A 21,178-nucleotide genomic window follows, 5' to 3' on the forward strand; every position below is an offset into this window, starting at 1 on the left:
TAACAAATTTAAAATGTTTAAAATATTAAAAAAGAAAGCCCTTATAGTTTGACTTTCTTATTATATTTATTGTCTATTTTTTACTTATTAATTATTTTCGCTGTCTTTAATCATTTGATTAGCGTCTTCAACAATTTGCATTGCTTGCTCTAAATTATCAATTATAGCACCAGCGGCCATTTTATGACCGCCTCCACCTCATTTAACCGCTAAATAATTAACTGCTATTCCATTAGAACGGAATTCAACTCTTCATCTAGTATCTTCTCTGATTGAAAATGTAATTCAAATATCAATTCCTTCAATGTCTTTTAATAAATTCGAAAATTTACCATTTTCATCATAGCTTAAATTATATTTTTTCATTAACTCATCAGGCAATATCACATACCCAACCTTGTGATCAGTGATTTTTGCTGATGCAATTAATTCTGATTGCAATGCTAATACTGGAAATGAACGTTTATACATTGTTTTATACATTTCAAATACATCAAATCCAGTATCTATTAATTTAGCACATACTTCAAATGTTCTTGCTGATAATCCTCCAAATAAAAATCTTCCACTATCAGTACAAATACCATGATAAATAACTCTAGCTGCTTCAGGAGTTATTTTTCATCCTAATTGAATTGCTAAATCTCCAATCATTTCACTAGCGCTTGTATAGCTTACATCTACTCAAGATAAATTACCATAAAGTGTTACATCTGGATGATGATCAATTTTAACTAAATAAGCACCTTTATCATAATTTTGATTATCGATTCTTTCAACATTACCACAATCTGTAACAATAACTAAAGCATCTTTAAATATTGCCTCATCTTTAAATTGATCAGGTTTTCCAGCATGTTTTAAATATTCGATTTCTTCTCCAAAAGCATAAACTTCTTTATTAGGATAATTTGTTTTAATTAACTCTTTTAGTCCTAATTGTGAGCCATATGCATCTCCATCTGGAATAACATGTCTCAATATTATTATTTTTTGATACTTTTCAATTATTTCTTTTATTTGTTTATAAATACTCATAATTCTCCTTATTTAATAAATATATTTTACCAAATTAATCTTTTGAACTTTTATATTAAAAAATAAAAAAGTAATTCATAAGAATTACTAATTTTATTATTATGTTTCTAAGAAACTGATTATTTAGTTGCTTTAGAAGATTTTTTCTTTTTAATTGCGTCTGCTTCAACAGCTTTACGTAATTCTCTAGCCATGTTTGGTGAAATTAGGTTGTTGATTAAGAAACTTGAAATTGATAAGTAAATTCAGAATCCAACTAATGTAACTCCATTAATAGCTGCAAATATAGTACCTAGATTATGATCTGATGGTCCATATAATGACATAAAGTTTGAAACAGTTGCGATAGTTCAAGCAATTGAAGGTAAGATAATACCATCAACTAATAATTTCTTAGATAATGTATTGTGTTGTTTAAAACTATCAACTAATGTAGCAATAACATAGAAAATTAAACTTGTTGATAATACTAAGTAAGCTACTGCTGAGAATCAAACTCAAATTTGAGCTGATGATCCTGGAGCAACTATATCAACTTTTGAAACTCCAACAATTCCAGCTGAAATTGTAATAAAAGTTAATAAGTATAATGAGTAGAATACTAAAGCTGGTTTAACTAAAATATTTTTAATATTTTTGTATTTTTCATTTCTAAAAATCATTACTGCATGAGCAATAATAGTTAAAATAACTCAAGAAATAAAGAATGTTGCAGCAACAGCTAATGTTTTAACGTCTCCTGATAAGTTATTAATTAATCCATTAACTAATCCACCAATAAATGCTGAAATAATTACTGCAGGAATAAACATAGCAACTAAGAAGAAGTTAAATTTAAAAATTTCTAAACTATAAATTTTTCACCCTAAGTTGTTATCTGCTTTCTTTTGCAATGCTTTATGATAAGCGATTGAGTATTTTGAACCTGATGCACAATATTCATAACCACGTTTTAAGTCAAAGAATAATTCATCTCCACGACCATTAATTGAACGTCTTCTTTCTTTTTCATACATTTCTTTAATTGATTTAGTTATAACTTTTGCTGCTTCAGCAAAAACTGTTAAATCTCCTTCTTTAATCAATACTGAACAAATTTCATCCATCATTGTATTTAAGAATTCTGGTTTGAAAGCTAATCCTGAGTATGAAGCATATGCTGCTTTAACTGCATCATAGTTTCCTTCAGCTAACTTAACTTGTAATTCTTCTGTAAATTGAATTGTTTTTTGGTAATTATATAAAACATTTGATTGACGATTTTTCATGTATGATTTCATACCAATAACTGTTCCAAATAATAATTGTTTTGTTAATGGAACAAACATTGCGAATACTCCCCCAACTAAAATCATTTTGAATGGATCCAATAATGTTTTTAATAATGAGTTAGCTGCCATAAATCCTTTTAGTACATATGGTGTTGCTCCATCAACAAGTTTTGTATTAGCATCTGCAATAAGAATTTTAACAAATTCTACATTTGTAGCTCCTCCAAGAGTAAATGCACTTGAAGTTAGAAAACTTGATGTTCCACTTCCAGTTCCTCCAGTAGAAGGAACTGCAACTAAAAGATCAATAGCTTTTAAGCTTGAACCAGCAGCATTTAAAATTTCATCTAACTGAGTAGAATTTGTAATTCCTGATACAGCTAATAATTCATCTAGTGTTTTGTTTCAGTTTGTACCTGACCCTAATTGAACTGCACCAATGTTATAAATAGCAACTGAGTCAATTCAAGCAGAATAACCAAAGTAAATAACTGCAACAACTAGTAATAAAATAACTAATCTAACTGTTTTTCTCATTTTTTCTATCCTTTCTTGTAACCAAAATATTATAACAAAAAAAACGAAAGTTGTTCGTTTTTTACTTTTATTTAATTACTATGTTAACTATTCTATCTACAACAGCAATTTCTTTAATAATTTCTTTATCTTTTATGTAGTTAATAATATTTTCATGCTTTTTAGCTAACTCTAATAGTTTGTCTTTTATAGTTCCTTTTTCAACTTCAATTGTTGCTCTTAATTTTCCATTAATTTGTAAAGCAACAACAACAGTATTTGAAATTAATTTAGTTGGATCAAACACTGGTCAAGCTTCTTTTATTATAGAAGGTGAGTGTCCTAATTTTTCTCACAATTCTTCTCCAATAAATGGAGCATAGATACTTAACATTTTTACAAAACCTTCAATATAAGGGCGATAAACTGGTCCTTCATGTTTATAAACTGCATTAACAAATATCATTAATTGTGAAATAGCTGTATTAAATTTTAATGATTCAATCATTTCACTAACATTTTTAACAACATCATTATAAACAAAGTCTAATTTATTATCGTTTATATCAGTTAGTTCACTTGATACAACCATTCTGTATGCTCTGTGAATTCATTTTAATGCTGAATCTAAACCTTCTTCATTTCAAGGCAAAGAAGCATCCAAAGGTCCCATAAACATTTCATACAATCTTAAACTATCAGCACCATGTGTAGATACAATATTATCAGGGTTGATTACATTACCTCATGATTTTGACATTTTTCTTCCATCTGGTCCTAAAATCATTCCTTGATTAAACAATTGTTTAAATGGTTCTTTTACATTTGTTATACCTAAGTCAAATAAAACATAGTTTCAAAATCTTGCATATAATAAGTGGCCAACTGCATGCTCTTGTCCACCAACATATAAATCAACTGGCATTCATTTTTCAAAGCGTCTCTTCGCTTCTTCACTATCTATATTAATAAAATCATTTTCTCCATCAGCTAAGATGTAAGCTAAATAATATCAACTTGAACCAGCAGATTGTGGCATTGTATTTGTTTCTCTTCTATATTTAATACCATCAATTTCAACATTAACTCATTCTGCAACATTTGCTAAAGGTGATTCTCCAGTACCACTTGGTTTAATGTTTGTAATTCTTGGTAATTCAACTGGTAAATCTTCAATTAGTGTTATTTCTTGATTTGGTCCATATAAGACTGGGAATGGTTCACCATAAAATCTTTGACGTGAGAATAATCAATCTCTTAGTTTATAGTTTGTTTGCTCTCTTCCTCAACCTTGATCAATGGCAATTTTTGTCATTGTTTGAATAGCTTGTTTTTTATCCATCCCATTTAAAATATCTGAGTTGATAATTTTACCTTCTCCAACAAAAGCTTTTTCATCAGTCTTGTTTTCAATAACAAATTTTTTCTCTAAATTAAATTTAGTTGCAAAATCTCAATCTCTTTTATCATGAGCAGGCACAGCCATAACAGCACCAGTTCCATAATTTGCTAGAACATAATCACTAATTCAAACTTGAACTAACTCATTCGTATGTGGATTAGTTGCATAGCTTCCAGTGAAAACTCCAGTTTTTGGTTTTGATTCATCTTTACGATCAATCTCTGATTTGTTTTTTGCTAGTTCAATATATGTTTGTACTTCTTTTAATTGTTCTGGAGTTGTAATATTTAATACTTGTTCATGCTCTGGAGCCAAAACAATATAACTAACTCCATAAATAGTATCTATTCTAGTAGTGAATACAGATACTTTAATATCATTAACTAAAAAGTCTAATTCAACACCAGTTGATTTACCAATTCAATTTCTTTGTAAATCTTTAATTGAACTATTTCATTCTAGCTCATCTAATCCTTCTAATAAACGATCAGCATATTCTGTAATCTTTAAAACTCATTGACGCATTTTACGTTTAGTCACAGGGTGTTCTCCACGCTCACTAACCATTAATCCATCTTTTTCAATAATTTCATCATTAGCTAAAACAGTTCCTAATTCTTGACATCAGTTAACTTCAACGTCACGATTTTCTGCTAAATCTTTTTTATATAATTGATTAAATATTCATTGTGTTATTTTGTAATAGTTTGGATTAGCTGTTGATATTTCTTTATCAAAGTCATAACTAAATCCCATCATTTTTAATTGGCGTTTAAATGTTTTAATATTTTCTAAAGTGAAATCAATTGGATCATTACCTGTTTTTAATGCATATTGTTCTGCTGGTAATCCAAATGCATCTCAACCCATTGGGTGTAAAACATCATATCCATTCATTTTTTTATAACGAGAAAAAACATCAGTTGCAGTATAACCTTTAACATGACCAACATGAATACCAGCTCCACTTGGGTATGGGAACATATCCAATACATAAGATTTTTTATCAGATGTATTAGTTGTTTTATTTGTATTATTTTCTTCTCAATATTTTTTTCATTTTTTCTCAATTGCTTTATGTGAAAATTCCATTTTAAACTCCTTGTAAATATAAACTATTATTAATTTTACTATTTTTAAAAAATAAAAAAAGTAATAATCAAATGATTATTACTTGTGATATCTAATGGTCGGAATAATTGGACTTGAACCAACGACCTCTCCGTTATCAGCGGAGTGCTCTAACCAGCTGAGCTATATTCCGAAAACAAAAATATTGTATTATTTTTACAATATTAAGTCAATAGAAAAAAGAATAAAAGTAAGAAGTATATCTCTTTTTATTCAACTACTCTACTTTTTTTGTATTTTTTTCTTTCTTCATCAGATAAATTTTGAGAAACATTTGTTTGCCTCTTAACTTTATTTTCATATGAATTAGATTTGTTTTCATATTCCTTAATTGCATCTGAAATTTCTGTTTTAAAATAGTTTTTTTCAGATAAATCTTGCTTAACTCAATAATCAACTAAGTTCTTTAACTGATTCATTTTTTTAGGTCCCCTTGATTTAACAGAAGGCTTCAATGAATAACCACCTTTTCTTTGATCTACAATTTCATTTCTTATACTACTAATTAAGTGGGCCTTATTATCAAGATTTTTTCATTCATAACCATTTCTACCCAAAGAATTAAGAGACAAAGCAATTATATTTTCTATTTCTATTTCAAAATCTTCTCTGGCTTTTTTGCTTGCTAATGCTGTTAATAAAAATAAAGCAAAAAAGCCAAAAATAACTATAAATATTATTATTGGCAAAAAGCTAGTCATTTTTTTCATTCTCCTTTAATCTATAATTTATTTCATTTAAGAATTTATTTCTATTCACTTTATCTTTGTTTCATCAATCAGTTGATGAAATTCTTATAAAGTTTCATCCTCTATTTTCTAAGAAAATTTGTCTTTCGACATCTCTTTGTCTATCATATGCTGACGAATGATATGCTCAGCCATCACACTCAATTGCTAATACAAATTTATTATCTTTCAAATCATAAATTGCTTGATCAATTTTGTAACCGCTACAAGGAACTTGGGTTTTAATTATATATCTAGATTCTATTTTCTTGTTTATTTCATTGTAAACTTCTTCTTCAAAGTCTGAATCAAATTGCAATATTTCACTCATTTCTGCTTTTATATTAATATCATTTTTATTATTTAACAATAGTTGGATTTTGCGATCATTAATTTCATGATTTTGCAATAACTCAGAATATTTTAAAAATGCTTTAAAATTTACTGCACCAATTGATTCTTTTTTTGGATTCATAATTTCGGATTGGATCGATTTAATTATATACATTTTTTCTTTTGCCCTTGATATTGCAACATTTAATCTTTTTTCTCCACCAACTTGATTTATTGGTCCAAAATTATTTCTAAATGAACCTTGCAAATCTTTAGAAAAACTTATTGAAAAAATAATTATATCTCTTTCATCACCTTGCACATTTTCTATATTTTTAATGAACAAAGCTTTATCTTTATCTTTTCTATTATAGTTTTCATTTAAATCTGCATTAGTTTCAATTTCTTTTTCAACTAAAGCTTCTATATATTTTTGTTGGTGTTGATTAAATGTAATAATACCTATTGATTTCTCATTTTCAGTTTTAACAATTTTTCTTAATAATTTGATACATTCTTCAGCTTCAACAATATTAACATCATTTTGTTTATATCCTTTAACATCAATAACTTCAATAGGTTTTGAATAAGGATTTCATGGGTCACTAACAACATTTAGTTTACCTTCATAATATTTATAATTAGAGAACTGAATAAGTTCTTCATACTTACTTCTATAATGAAAATTAAGCATGTATCTTCTATATCTTCCTTTGGCGAAATCAATTAGTGATTCGTTATTTGAAAATTCTAACAATTCTTCTTGTTCATTAGATATGCCTTCTGTATATTCGTTTTCTATTTTATTTCTTGTTGAGAAAAAATCTGTTGGTTCTAATTGTTGGTCATCTCCAGCAATAATGAATTTTTTTGATCTGAACATTGCTGGTAAACATTTCTCAATAAAAATTTGTGAAGCTTCATCAAAAATACAATATTCAAACTCTTCTTTTTCCATTGGTATAATTCTTATATTTGAAATTGTTTCAGGTGATGCAAATATAATTGGGTACATCAATTCAATTAATGGGTAGAAATTATCAAATCAAGTTTTTAATCTAACATTTGTTTTAACGGATTCAATTTTTTTTCCCATCAAATTAAATAATGAAGAAAGTTCTTTTTCTGTTTCTGTTTTTATATCATAGTATCTTCCGTTTAAAATTGTATTGCTTATATAATTAATTCTTTTTGCATGTATGTCATTTAGATCATTTTCATTTTTTAATTTCATTTGCTTTTTAAATTCTTTCATTCAATCAGTCTTATTTCATTCTAAAATACTTAAATTTTCAGATTCGAAATTATTATTATAAAAATTATAAATGTCTTCTACACAAACATTTTCGTTTTTGAATAAACTTATAGTTTGGATTAAGTCAAATAATTCTTCTTTAGAGATGTAACCCATGATTTCAGAACAATTGTCCAATTCACTTATTGAATCACTAAATTCTTTTGAATTAATGAAATTATTAAATTTCTTTTTTGAGAAAATACCAATCTTTAATGAAACTTTGTTTTTAATTTTTGAATTGAAAATTATTTCTCTAAATTTGGCTAATTTAAAAATTAAATCAACTAAAATATTTGTTTCTTCAAAAGGCACATTAAAACATTTACTTACTCTTTTGAGCGCATTTAATATTTCTTTATTTGTTATTAAATTAAAATTTTGAAAAACTCTTTCATACAAAATATTGTTTAGTTCAAAAGAATTATCAATACTTTTGTTAGAAATTATTTTTAAGCTTTTTAAATAATTTTTACCTTTATCACTACCCATTACTTTTTTATAAGTTTTAAGATTTTCAATGATTTCTTCAAGTTTATCATCATATTCATTTGATATATCATTAAAAGTGTTATAGATTCCTAATTGTTTTTTCTTAAGTATATCATTTTTCACTACATTGTAAAAAGCAGAAATTTTTTCATGTATTTCTTTTGCACTTTCATTGTTATGTAGCATTAATACAAAATTGTTTAATTTATTTAATTTATCATAAACTACATTTGATGCCACTCTTTTTTCTGTAATAAAAATTGCTTTCTTTGCAATTTTATTCATACTAATTATATTTGCGATTAAATTAACTATTGTTTGAGATTTTCCTGTACCAGGTGGGCCAAAAATGAAAGTTGATTGTTTTAAAGAATTTTTAACTGCATCTTTTTGTGAATGATCTAAAATTGATATTGTTTTAATTTCATTGTCTTTTGTTTCAGAGACATTAGCATTAAAAATATCAAATACTTCATTTGATATTTCTTTAAGAAAATTATGATCATTTTCGAATTCTGAATATGCTGATAAAATGTTACCTGCAGCTAAATCAAAAATACCAATAGCACAAATATCTAATGGGTATACTTTGAAGCCTTTTTTAAAACCGTTCTCTAAATATCTTTCCTTGGTTTCTTTTTTTGTGTAACCTTTTATATCTGAAAAAATATTGTTAAATGTATTTAAAAATACTTGATCATTAAGTTCGAAATTTAATCCAGCAAAGTTTAGCAATCTTTTTATTGTTTGTATTGTTGTTTCATAATCTAAAAAATCTTCTGAATTGTATTCATAAAAATTTCATTTAAGATTATTTTTATTTGCTATTAAATTAAAAAGGGCGTTGTTTATTACAAATTCATTTTGAATTTCAATAATAAATGTTTGGCCATAATTTTCGACTGATACTTTATTTAATAAAATGGGTGCTCTAAAGTAGTCTTTTTCTTCATTTCCTAAAAGCCCATGAATAAAATACTTTCCTAAGTACATACATTCTTGATTTTTCTCTGATGCTAAACTTTTATTTTTACTTATTATATTTTTAAGCTCTTTTATATAACTATTAATTTCTATATATTTTTTTGATTTAAATTCTTCAGTATTATTTCTAAAATCAATTTCAATTTTATTTTTAGAAATCTTTTGGTTTAAAGTTTCAAATTCTGTCAATAATCCTTTTTTTTCAAATTTATATAAGTTTATTGTTTGTGAATTTTTTAAAAAACTATTATAAAATGTGCTTCCTCTTCTAGTCGTATTTAATAAACGTGATTTAAATTCATTCATTAACTCTATATTATTCATAATTTCTCCGGTCTTATTTTTTTTGCTATTGCTAAATATATTCTAACTAAAAAACATAAAAAAAACTCCTTGAAGAGTTTTTTGCTGAAAATATATGATTAACGTTTTGAGTATTGAGGTGCTCTACGTGCTCCACGTAATCCGTATTTTTTACGTTCTTTAATACGTGCATCACGAGTTAATAACCCAACAGCTCTTAACCCTTTTCTGTAGTCTTCACTAGCTGCTAACAATGCTCTAGCAATTCCTAAACGAGTTGCTCCAGCTTGACCAGTGAATCCTCCACCTTTAACTGTAACAGTGATATCGAAATCTTTTTCTGTTCCAGTTGCAACCAATGGTTGTTCTAAATCTTGAACTAATGTTGGATATGGGAAGAATTCTAATGCTGGTAATCCATTAACAGTAATGTTACCTTTTCCAGGAGTTAAGATAACTTGAGCTACAGAAGTTTTTCTTCTTCCAGTTCCTCTATAAATAACTTTTTCTGCCATTATTTGTTATCTCCTTTTTTTACAAATGTTAAAACTTCTGGTTTTTGAGCTGTGTAAGGGTGGTTTTCACCAACAAATACGTGTAAAGCTCTAAATTGATTTCTTCCTTGAACATTTTTTGGTAACATCAAACGAATTGATCTTTCTAAAATTTTAGTTGCATCTAATTCTCTTTGAACTGCTACAGTTCTTCTTCTTAGTCCACCTGGGTGCATTGAGTGGTGGTAGTACATTTTATCTGATTCTTTTTTACCAGTAAATAATACTTTTTCAGCGTTAATGATGATAACGTGATCACCATTATTCATGTGAGGTGTGAAGTCAACTTTATGTTTTCCTCTTAAGATTCTAGCTACTTCTGTAGATAATCTCCCCACATTTTGTCCTGCTGCATCAACAATATATCAGTTTTTTTTGATATCTTTTGCAGCAATTAATGTTGTTTGTTTCATGTGCTTTTTCTCCTCTTATTTGACTTGTCCGGGGTCTTATAAATGTAGTAAGCAAAAATATTATAATACATTTGCTTGTAAATTTAAATTCCTAAATGAAATTTTTTATATAAATTGGTATTATTTCGTTTACTTCTTTAACTTTTTCAAATTGTTCTAAACATTTTAAAACATTTACTTTGAAATCAATATTTTCATAATCTTTAATTACATGAAAATCTGAATGTTTTTTTTCTAAATCTTTTAGTTCATTTTCATCAATTAAATACGGTTCTTTAATAATTTTATTTTTATCATAAACACCACAAAATCATTTATTTGATCTAGCGTCTAATAAACTTATAGATTTTTTATTAGCTGCTTGTAATTTTAGTGAATCAATTAAGAAAACGTTTATATTATTATTTAAGGTTTTAAGTGTTTTTACAATGGTCAAACCTACTCTAACACCTGTATAGCTTCCTGGTCCCCTAGTTACATAAAAATTAGAAATTTGATTTAGCTTTAAATTATGTTTTTCCAAAAGACTAACAATATTAGTCATTGTAATATCACTAATTTTTTTTGTATTCTTTTGAATAAATTCTTCAACAATATTATTATTATCATCAATTAATATTAAACATAATTGTCAATTGGTTGTATCAATAAATAGTTTCACTTTAATTTCTTTCTATCATGAATTCTCTTTCAAATTCACTAATTTTTTTTATATCTATTTTAATTATTTTTTTAGTTTTTAAATCTAAATTCAAATTTGTTCATCATTCAATAATATTAATTGAATCTTCAAATTGTTCTAAAAACATTTCTAAATCACTATGTTTGTCTAAGCGATATGCATCCATGTGATTTATTATTTTACTTTTAAGATCATATTGATTTAAAATTGTGAAAGTTGGAGATGATACAGTTTCAGTTACTCCAAGTTCTTTTAATAACGCTTTTGTAAATGTTGTTTTTCCAGCTCCTAGATCACCGCTTAGTAATATAAATATTTCTCCCTTTGTGTCAAGAGCAATTTCTTTTGCTATATTAGTTGTGTCTTGAGTTGACTTTGAAATAATTGTTTTAATCATAAATACATTATAATATTTTTAAAAAAAACTTGCCATTAAATAGCAAGTTGATTTATATTAAAGTCATTCTTTAAATTTTTTAATATATAGTATTTTAACTAATTGAGCCAGAACTACGTAAAGTCCTACGAATCCTAGTGCTACAAATAAGAATGTTCATGGTGGTGTTGACATTTGAACTAGTTGATTTGCTGGTGTAAATGGTATTAATACAGCAAATAAACAAATTACAATAGTTGCAATTAACATTGATAATGAACATTTTGATTGAACAAATGGTATTTTTTCTGTTCTATAAACTTGCATAACAGCAGTTTGAGTCATCAAGCCAACAACAAATCATGATGCATGGAATTGCATTGCGTTTGTGCTTCCTTCTGGGACGCTTCCTTGGAATGGAACAAGCTTATATCCAAATATTAATACTAAGAAAGTAGAAATATCAAATATAGAACTTATAGGCCCATTAATTACAGCAAATCAAATTATATTTTTTGTTGTAAAAGGCCTTGGTTTTTCTAAGTACTCTTCATCAACATTATCAAATACTAGAGCAAACATTACAAAGTCATATAATAAGTTTTGTAATAATAAGTGTAATGCTAACATTGGTTCTTCTCTTGTTAAGAACAATGCAACAATAACTGATATAACATTACCAAAATTTGAAGCAACCGTAACTTTAATATATTTAAGCATATTAGCTAAGCTTTTACGTCCTTCAACAACAGCTTTTTCAATAGCCATTAAAGATTCTCCAGTTAAAATCATATCTGCTGCATCTTGAGCAATATTTGATGCTTCACTAAATGAAATAGCTACATCTGATTCTCTAAGAACTGGAGCATCATTAATTCCATCACCCATAAACCCAACAACATGCCCTTGCTCTTGTAAAGCAGCAATGATTGTTGATTTATGAATTGGAGATAACTTAACAAAAACGTTTGCTTCTTTTACTGCTTTGAATAATTGTCTTTCATCCATAGCTTCAATTTCACTACCTGAATATAATTTAGTTATTTCAAAATCTACATTTTTACAAATTGCTCTTGTAATAACTTCATTATCACCAGTTAAAACCTTTGTTGATATACCCTTTGCAGCTAAATTTTTAATTAATTTTTTAGATGTTTTTTTAGGTTTATCAAAGAAAGTTCCAAATCCATAAAAGATTAGTTCTTCTTCAACATTTTCATCTTGTAAAACATTATGCGCTATTCCAATTACACGATAACCTTCTAAGTTTAGATCATGTGTTCTTTTAATAATGATTTTTTTCTGTTTTGCATCTAGTTTTTCAATCTTACCATTAATTGAAATTCTATTACATACTTTTAAAACCTCTTCAACAGCACCTTTTGTAAAAATTTCTTTATCTTTTTTACTTGTTAAAATAACGGATAATATTTTTCTTTCAAAATCAAAAGGAATTTCTCATTCTTTAGTATAACTGTCAACGTCGGGTTTTTTAATTTTTGATGACAATACAGCACTATCAATAGGATTTTGAAATCCAGATTGAAAATAACTATTTAAATATAAAACGTTTTCTAAAAACTCAGATTTTTCACCATTAACTCCAGTTACTTTATCTAAACTAATTTCACCACTAGTAATAGTTCCGGTTTTATCTGTACATAAAATATCAATAGCTCCAATATTTTGCACTGCGTTTAAATTTTTAACAATAATTTCTTCTTTTTCAATTTGTTTATAACCTCTTGTTAAGTTTGAAGTAACAATAATTGGCAACATTTCAGGTGTTATCCCTACTGCAATAGCAATAGTAAATAATAACCCTTTTATTCAATCTCCTTGTTGAAATCCAGCAATTAAGAATACAATAGGTATAACAGCAATCATAAATGCAATTAAATATAATGTTATTCTCTTGATTCCTTTTTCAAAAGATGAACTTTTTCTTTTTTCTTTTACTTTATTATCAATTAATGAAAAATAAGTCTTTTGTCCAGTAGCTACAACAATAGCCAAACCACTACCAGACATTACTTCAGTTCCCATATATCCAATATTTTGATAACTTAGATGTGATTCAAATTCATGATCATTTGAATCTTTTTTTTGAACAGGGAAACTTTCCCCTGTTAATGATGATTGATTAACATATAAATTATTTGATCATAAAATTCTAACATCAGCTGGGATAATATCTCCATTAACTAAATATATTATATCTCCGGGAACTAATTCATCATTTTCAATCATTTCAGCTTCTTTAATCATTCTTATTGAATTAGCATTATCCAAAGCTTTGTAATTATATGAAATATTTCTAATTACCTTTGAAGTTTTTTTACTTTCCTTAATCATTTTTTTAATAACAATGTGAGATCTTACTTCTTGAACGAATGCCATTGTTCCACTAGCAATTATCATTATTAGCACAATAAGAGCTGCTACTAATGAAAAAGTATCTGGAGCAGTTGCATATTCATAAAAGTTAAATGCATCAATTGCAATTAGTATAATGTTAAATGGTGAAAAAAATGCTTTTATAAATACAAGAAAAACATTAAATCTTGCTGGTTTTAATTCTTTTCCAGCAAACTTTTCTCTATTTATTTCTACTTGCTCATCATCTAATCCAAATTTATTTATTTCAAATTGTTTTAATAACTTATTATTATCAGAGTCTACATAATTGATTAATTCAAATTTTGTATTATTATTTAATTTTTTTAGTTTTTTCATAAATCCCCTATCTATGAATGCCTAAATATAAATAATCTTTAACGTTTAAAAATTAGTGATATATAAGCACTCGTAATGAAATCTAATCTATTTAATAAACTCTGGGATGGAATACTCATAAAATCACCTCTTTCTTATCTTTTGAAATTATAGCATAAAACAACTACTATAATAAAATGTAGTTTAAAAAACAAAAAATCACTATTGAAGTGACTTTCTAAAATTTTTAATTATTTATTTTTCAAATCCTGACTATTTTTTAATAATCATTGAAGATTGAGTCATTTCCTTTGGAATTTCCAATCCCATAATATCTAAAATTGTCGGCGCAACTTTTGCAATTGCAGGTTCAAACTCACTTAATTGAATATCCTTGTCAGTTACAATAATTGGTACTAAACTTGTTGTATGCTTTTTATTTGGTCCCCCGTTTTCATCAATCATAATTTCAGCGTTACCATGATCAGCAGTAATAACCATTACACCATTGTGTTTTAAAACAAATTCGTCATGAATACGTTTTAATTGTTCATCTAATACTTTAACAGCTTTCACAGTTGCTTCATTATTACCAGTATGTCCAACCATATCACAGTTAGCAAAGTTTAAAACAATTAAGTCAAACTCGTCTTTTTTAATTTCTTCTAATAATTTATCAGTGATTTCAACAGCAGACATTTCTGGTTTTAAATCATAAGTTGCAACTTTTGGTGAAGAAATTAAATCAATGCTTGCATGAGGTAAAGTGATTTCTTCTTGCTTAGCTAGACCATTTTTAAAGTAATCATTTCCTCCATCAAAAAAGAATGTAACATGAGCAATTTTTTCAGTTTCAGCAATTCTTAATTGTTTTAAACCTAAACTTGAAATATATTCTCCTAATGTATTTGTTAAAGGAGTTGGTGGATATGCAACAAAAGGTGAAGTTACACTATCTGCATATTTCATTGTTGAAACAAATCTAATTTTATCTCCAATAAATTCAATTCCTTGAAATGCTTCATCATTTCATGCTGCATAAGTTTTATTTGTCATAATTGATGCCATTTGAATAGCACGGTCAGGACGGAAATTTGTAAAGATCATTGCGTCATTTGCTTTTAATTCTGAATCAACAACGCTTGCATTATAAGCAGGAACAATCATTTCATCATCTAAACCAGCTGCATATGCTTGTTTAACATATTCAATTGGATCAGTAAATTTAGGTTGATCAACTTTTCTTTCAGTCATTGTTTTGTAAGCTTCAGCACTTCTTTCAAATCTTTTGTCACGGTCCATTGCATAGTATCTTCCACTAATTGAAGCAATTTCACCAATATTGTTGTTTTCTTTAATAACTTGTAATAATTGATTAATATATTGTTCTGCAACTTTTGGTGCTGTATCTCTACCATCAGTAACTAAATCAAATTTAATGTTTGTTAATCCAAATTTAACAGCTGCTTTATACATTGAAATCATATGATTCATATGTGAGTGAACTCCACCATCTGAAAATAAACCCATTAAATGTAAAGTACTATTATTTGCTTGAACATATTTAAATGTGTCAACTAATACTTCATTAGTTGAAAAACCATCAATTTTAACTTCATGATTTAATTTAGCTAAAGATTCCATATTAATTCTTCCAGCGCCTAAGTGAATATGGCCTACTTCTGAGTTACCCATTTGTCCTTCAGGTAATCCAACTCATTCTCCTGAAGCATGCGCTTTAACTCAAGGATAAGTTTCCATCATTTCCTTAACAAATTTTTGATCAGCATTAGTAACAGCATTTCCTGCACTAGCTTCTTCAATTCCTCAACCATCTAAAATGGCTAAGATAACAGGTTTTTTAACGTTCATTTAATTTTCCTCCGCTTTATTTAGAATGTACTTGTTAACAAATTCTGCAACAGCACCTTCAGTATTATCTTTGTCTATATAGATTTGAGCTGCTTCTTTTATTTTTGGTTCTGAGTTTTTTAATGCTACTCCAATACCTGCATGCTCAATCATAGGTAAATCATTCATTCCATCTCCCATTGCAGCAATGTTATCTAAAGGAATTTTAAAATATTCAGATAATCAATCTATTGCAAATTTTTTATTAATTCCATTTGCATTAATTTCTGCTATTTTTCCATCATTTGTTGCAATATTTAATTTAAATTCATTTTCAAATTTATTATAAAGATTATAGTTTCCATTAAAACCTAAAATTTTAAAAAAGTTAAAATCAAATTTTTCCTTAACATCTTCATAAATTAAATATTCGCCATCAAAAAATCTACCTTCTCAGTGACATTCTTCATTATTTACATCTTTAATTTTTCTTGATAGAACAACAGTATTAAGATCATCAACATAACCTCAAAGAATTGTTTCAGTATTTTTAACTTCTTCAAATAATTGTTTAGCTTGGTCAGATTTAATTGGATTACTTTTTATAACAGTTTGAGTATTTAAATCATAAATACATCCTGAATTACATCCAATTAAAATTGCATTCTCTTCGGCCAAATTATGTGCCTTTAAATTATTTGGTTTTGCTAAAACTGGTCTTCCAGTAACAAAAGCTACTTTAGTACCAGTTTTAATTGCATCTTGTAATGGTTTAATGTTAGACTCAACAATATTCCCCATCTTGTGATAAGAAGTACCATCCATGTCTAAGACTAAAAGCTTGATATCATTCATTAATAATTATTTTTTATATTTGATTAATGCAATAAAATCATCAGCTTTTAATGAAGCTCCTCCAACAAGTGCTCCATCAATGTTTGGTTGTGACATTAATTCAGCAATGTTTGATGGGTTAACACTTCCACCATATTGAATAGTAATTTGTTGTGCAGTTTTTTCATCATAAATTTTTGTTAAATTTTTACGAATGGCTTCACAAACTTTTTCAGCATCTTCACTTGTTGCAGTTTTACCTGTTCCAATTGCTCAAATTGGTTCATAAGCAATAATTGTTTTTAATGCATCTTCTGCACTAATTCCTTTATAAGCCTTTTTAATTTGTGCATTTACAAATGTTACAGTTTTTTTAGCTTCCTTTGTTTCTAAAGTTTCACCACAACAAATAATTGGGGTAATTCCAGCAGCAATTAATGCTGTTGCTTTTTTGTTAACTGTTTCATCAGTTTCAGCAAACATTTCTCTTCTCTCTGAGTGACCAATAATTACATATTGAACTCCAACTTCTTTTAACATTGAAATTGAAACTTCTCCAGTAAATGCACCTTTTTCAGCAAAGTGAACATTTTGTGCAGCAACTTTAACATTTTTTGCTTTTGCAATTCCTGTTTCTAATAATGTAAATGGTAACCCTAATCCTGCAACTACGTCAGTTTTCTTAGCAGCTTTATCAACTTTTTTTAAGAAAGTAACAAGTTCAGCATTTGTTCCGTTCATTTTTCAATTTCCGAAAATTACTTTTTGTCTCATATCTTTTCTCCTCTTGTGTTTTATACATTTTAAATTATACAACAAACCTTAAAATCATTAAAGAAAAAAACCATTTTAAATGGTTTTAATTAAACTTATCTATTTTTTATAATAAAGTTATCCCTTCAGAATTTCAAGTTCATCCAGGTCCTGCACCTCAACCTGTTTTTTCTGAAACTTGAGTTACAACCTTTAATTTAGTTTTATTATTAATATCTATTGAAATAACAGTTCAACTAGGTATATAACCATTAACAGCTTTACCTTCAAGTTTTAATTCAAATTCTCCTGTTTTATCATTTACTAAAATGGGTTGTTGAATTGTTTTAATATTTGTTTCTTTTTCATCATCTTGATAAACGTTTAAAATGTCTTTTTCAGGATTAAAATTTTTGACTATAAATCTAAGTGTTCTCACTTGATTTATTTCAAGTCTTAATCTATTGTATTTATTCATTTCTCACGATGGAAGAGGAATATAAGGAAATGCTTCAATGTTTGCATAAATTTCAACTTCCTTAGATTCATCATCTATTTCATAAATATTTATTTTAATCCTTGTATTATCTATAATTTTTGATGAAACTACTTTAATAGTTAAAAATTCTAAATCATTTTCAACTCCAATTCCATCAATTATTTCAGTTTGAACGTCGTTGTTATTCATTTTAATTCCAAATGACTTACCTTTTAAATTTTTACCATAAACCTTATATGTATTTTGTTCTGGTTTTCTCATATCATAAGTTATATCACTTGCTTCTTTAAATTCAGCAGGTAAGTATTTAGTACCTTTATTTGTATACACAAAAGAACCTGTGTATCCAACTTCATAAGTTATTGAAATTTTGTATTCAAAATCATCTTTATTGGTTCACTCAAATATTGAGTTGTTGACACCTTCAATATTATTTACTTCAGAAATTACTTTATTTTTCAGTTCATCAATTTGTTGATCTTTATAAACATTTTTTTCTTTTATTTCTTCTAATATAGAATTTATTTTTGTTGATATATTTGTTTCATCTCATAATTTCAACTTAAATGAAGCAACTACCTGATTATTTATTTTTAAACCAATTTGAATATTAGCTTCAACTGGCAACATTTTTTTAAATTTATATCTAAAGTAGAATTTTTGTTGATCTTCTCCATCATGTTTTAATGAAATATCTATATAGTCCTCAACATTTCCTTCTATTCCAGTTAGTTGAGTAACATATTCAAAGTTATCATTTTTATTGTTGTCAAAATTTCTTGTTCAAATTTCTTCAACTTTTTCACGATTTAAATATCAACCATATTCAGAATTAATAGTTGTAGCTAATTCTGGTTTTGGAACCACAATTGTTTTAAATTCAACTGACTCATCTGATTGTTGTGTATCTCATAATTTTATAACTGTTTCAAAGTTATCATTTTTGCTACTTGTAATTGTTAGTTTTTGATCGCTATAACTAACTTTTACTGAAGCATCACTTGATGTTGCTTGAAGATTTTTAGATTCGAGATTTTTTCCTTTTACATCAACAATAATTGAACTACCTAATCTCATATCAATTTGTTGAGTTTGAATTTCTTCAAATTGCGCTGATTTATATTTTGTTAATGTTCCTGAAATAGAACTTGGGCCAAAATAATCATTATTGTAAGTTAGATTAATCTTATATTCATAAGTATCTTCGTTAACCCAAATAAACTCAACTTTATCAATACCTTCTAATTTATCTAATTCATTAATAAAATTAGCTTTTGGATCAACACTATTTTTATATTCAACAGCTTCAAGTTTATTTTTAATGCTATTAATTGATGATGCCAAGTTTTTACGTAAAACAATGCTTCCTTCTTGTGTTTTTGGCCCATATGCAGATTCATCGTATGAAATTTTTGTGGTATATCGCAATGGTGCATATTGATCTCATGAAACCGAAGCATTTGAAACTCCATTAATTGCTTTTAACGAAGAAATAATATATCTTTCAGCTTCTAGTTTATTATTATATTTTTTATTATTTTTACTTACAGATTCATTTACTGCGTAAACATCTGTTGCTAAATTATTTTTTAAATTAATTATAACTGATTGTTTTTTAGGGCCTGTTATGTTTCCCTCATAAGTTAATTCAACTTCAAAACTAAATTGTGATTTCATTTTTGTTTGCTCAATAATTTCAACAGTCTTTATTCCATTAACTTCTTCAAATTTGTTTATTATATTTGTTTTAGCACTATCTATGTCATCAAAATAGGCTTTACTTATTTCTTCTGAAATTTGTTTTAATTTTACAGTATTATCAATTCCTATGCTTACACTAAATTCTCCACTGGTTGCTTTCATTCAAACATATCCATTTTTTAATTTAGCTTTAATATTAATTGATTCTTTATTTGAACCATAGATACTTGCTTTGATTGTTTCTAATCCTTTAAAATCTCAATCTTTTTTATTTTCAATTACTTTAATTGCATCTTCTTTGCTATTAAAAATTTGATTATTCAATAAATCTTGAACTTCTTTTTTTAATAATACCTGACTTACCTCTATATCTTTTGTTTTAGGATCAGTTGTTTTGCCTTTGTCCTTATCACCCATAAATGAACAAGAAACAATAGATGTACTTGCTCCAGAAACAATTCCAACTGCTGCCAGTAATGTTATTGTTTTTTTCATTTTTCTAACCTTCTTTCTTCTAAAAATTAATAAAAGATTAGTTATTTATTGGTGGCATATTTCTCATTCTATTATTAACAATTGCTTTAGTTTTATTAGATTGAATTGTTAAATTAATTTCCTTTGTTGTACATGCTAAAAAATGCTTGATAAATTCAATTAACACAATAGTGTTTATTTCATCACATTCATTATTTTTAGTATTATTTGGTTTATAAGTATCAATTCAAGTTGATAAGTTAATATCTCCTGTTTCTTCTGTTAATCAATCCTTCTTGAATATATAGATTGTTATAATGTAAATAGCTGTTATTACTATAGCTAATGAAATAACTATAATTGCAATTGACAACATTTCTGTCATTACTGGTAAATTGCTATTAAAAGTTTTTGAAAACAAAAATTTTGTCATTCTTAATAATAATAATGGAACAATTAAAAACATCAGTTTAATAATTGAATGAACATTTTCTTTTCTTGATAAAATTACAAGTTTTCTTTTATTAATTAATTCATCATCATTTCTTGAAAAAAATCTTAATATTTCAGTTATTAGTCAAATAATGATAATTATAGAAAATAGGTTATTTAATTTTTCATACTCACGACTTAAAAAACTTGTTGAATTAATTGAAATAGAACCAAATGCAGCCATAAAGGATAGAACAAAATATGCAATAGCACTTAAATATAAAGTTATTTTTATTATCTTTTTTATTTTTATTTTATTTAACATTTTATTCTTCCCCCTTTTCTTGTTTAATAATATAATTTTACATTTTTTAAAATTAGAATAAATAAAAAAAGCACATT

General features: G+C 26.7%; 15 protein-coding genes and 1 tRNA gene. All 16 read right to left on the reverse strand.

Annotation, left to right across the window (positions count from 1 at the left end; all coding sequences use genetic code 4):
* Window positions 1–87: 87 nt before the first annotated feature.
* Entirely contained in the window at window positions 88–1,038 is a 951-nt protein-coding gene (locus tag CK556_RS02760) for a DHH family phosphoesterase (RefSeq protein WP_036246685.1), read from the reverse strand.
* 119 nt (window positions 1,039–1,157) lie between these two features.
* Complete coding sequence (locus tag CK556_RS02765; RefSeq protein WP_027875585.1) at window positions 1,158–2,846, reverse strand: hypothetical protein; 1,689 nt, start codon at window positions 2,844–2,846, stop codon at window positions 1,158–1,160.
* 67 nt (window positions 2,847–2,913) lie between these two features.
* Window positions 2,914–5,319 carry a leucine--tRNA ligase gene (leuS, locus tag CK556_RS02770; protein ID WP_027875586.1) on the reverse strand — a complete coding sequence of 802 codons (2,406 nt, stop codon included), beginning with the start codon at window positions 5,317–5,319 and terminating at the stop codon, window positions 2,914–2,916.
* Window positions 5,320–5,414: 95 nt separating this feature from the next.
* Window positions 5,415–5,491: transfer RNA gene (locus CK556_RS02775), tRNA-Ile, on the reverse strand.
* Window positions 5,492–5,567: 76 nt separating this feature from the next.
* Window positions 5,568–6,068, reverse strand: coding sequence for a hypothetical protein (locus tag CK556_RS02780; RefSeq protein ID WP_027875587.1), 501 nt, complete (start codon window positions 6,066–6,068; stop codon window positions 5,568–5,570).
* Complete coding sequence (locus CK556_RS02785; protein WP_027875588.1) at window positions 6,052–9,513, reverse strand: AAA domain-containing protein; 3,462 nt, start codon at window positions 9,511–9,513, stop codon at window positions 6,052–6,054. The genes CK556_RS02780 and CK556_RS02785 overlap by 17 nt, the downstream gene beginning before the upstream one ends.
* A gap of 98 nt (window positions 9,514–9,611) precedes the next feature.
* Entirely contained in the window at window positions 9,612–10,007 is a 396-nt protein-coding gene (rpsI, locus tag CK556_RS02790) for a 30S ribosomal protein S9 (RefSeq protein WP_027875589.1), read from the reverse strand.
* Complete coding sequence (rplM, locus tag CK556_RS02795) at window positions 10,007–10,459, reverse strand: 50S ribosomal protein L13 (RefSeq protein WP_027875590.1); 453 nt, start codon at window positions 10,457–10,459, stop codon at window positions 10,007–10,009. The genes rpsI and rplM overlap by 1 nt, the downstream gene beginning before the upstream one ends.
* A gap of 91 nt (window positions 10,460–10,550) precedes the next feature.
* Window positions 10,551–11,120, reverse strand: coding sequence for a tRNA (adenosine(37)-N6)-threonylcarbamoyltransferase complex dimerization subunit type 1 TsaB (gene tsaB / locus CK556_RS02800; protein ID WP_027875591.1), 570 nt, complete (start codon window positions 11,118–11,120; stop codon window positions 10,551–10,553).
* Between the two features lies 1 nt (window position 11,121).
* Entirely contained in the window at window positions 11,122–11,538 is a 417-nt protein-coding gene (tsaE, locus tag CK556_RS02805; RefSeq protein ID WP_051412759.1) for a tRNA (adenosine(37)-N6)-threonylcarbamoyltransferase complex ATPase subunit type 1 TsaE, read from the reverse strand.
* 57 nt (window positions 11,539–11,595) lie between these two features.
* The gene (mgtA, locus tag CK556_RS02810) at window positions 11,596–14,253 is read right to left on the reverse strand and encodes a magnesium-translocating P-type ATPase (RefSeq protein WP_027875593.1); all 2,658 of its coding nucleotides are present in this window, start codon (window positions 14,251–14,253) and stop codon (window positions 11,596–11,598) included.
* Between the two features lie 252 nt (window positions 14,254–14,505).
* A complete protein-coding gene (gene gpmI / locus CK556_RS02815) occupies window positions 14,506–16,104 on the reverse strand; it encodes a 2,3-bisphosphoglycerate-independent phosphoglycerate mutase (protein ID WP_027875594.1) in 1,599 nt (532 codons plus the stop codon).
* Complete coding sequence (locus CK556_RS02820; RefSeq protein ID WP_027875595.1) at window positions 16,105–16,938, reverse strand: Cof-type HAD-IIB family hydrolase; 834 nt, start codon at window positions 16,936–16,938, stop codon at window positions 16,105–16,107. It lies immediately after the preceding gene.
* Between the two features lie 6 nt (window positions 16,939–16,944).
* Window positions 16,945–17,691: a triose-phosphate isomerase gene (tpiA, locus tag CK556_RS02825; protein ID WP_027875596.1), complete on the reverse strand. Its 747-nt coding sequence runs from the start codon at window positions 17,689–17,691 to the stop codon at window positions 16,945–16,947.
* Window positions 17,692–17,797: 106 nt separating this feature from the next.
* Window positions 17,798–20,365, reverse strand: coding sequence for a hypothetical protein (locus CK556_RS02830; protein WP_027875597.1), 2,568 nt, complete (start codon window positions 20,363–20,365; stop codon window positions 17,798–17,800).
* Between the two features lie 37 nt (window positions 20,366–20,402).
* Window positions 20,403–21,101 carry a hypothetical protein gene (locus CK556_RS02835; protein ID WP_027875598.1) on the reverse strand — a complete coding sequence of 233 codons (699 nt, stop codon included), beginning with the start codon at window positions 21,099–21,101 and terminating at the stop codon, window positions 20,403–20,405.
* Window positions 21,102–21,178 lie beyond the last annotated feature (77 nt).

Source organism: Mesoplasma chauliocola (assembly GCF_002290085.1).
GTDB classification, from domain to species: domain Bacteria; phylum Bacillota_I; class Bacilli_A; order Mycoplasmatales; family Mycoplasmataceae; genus Mesoplasma; species Mesoplasma chauliocola.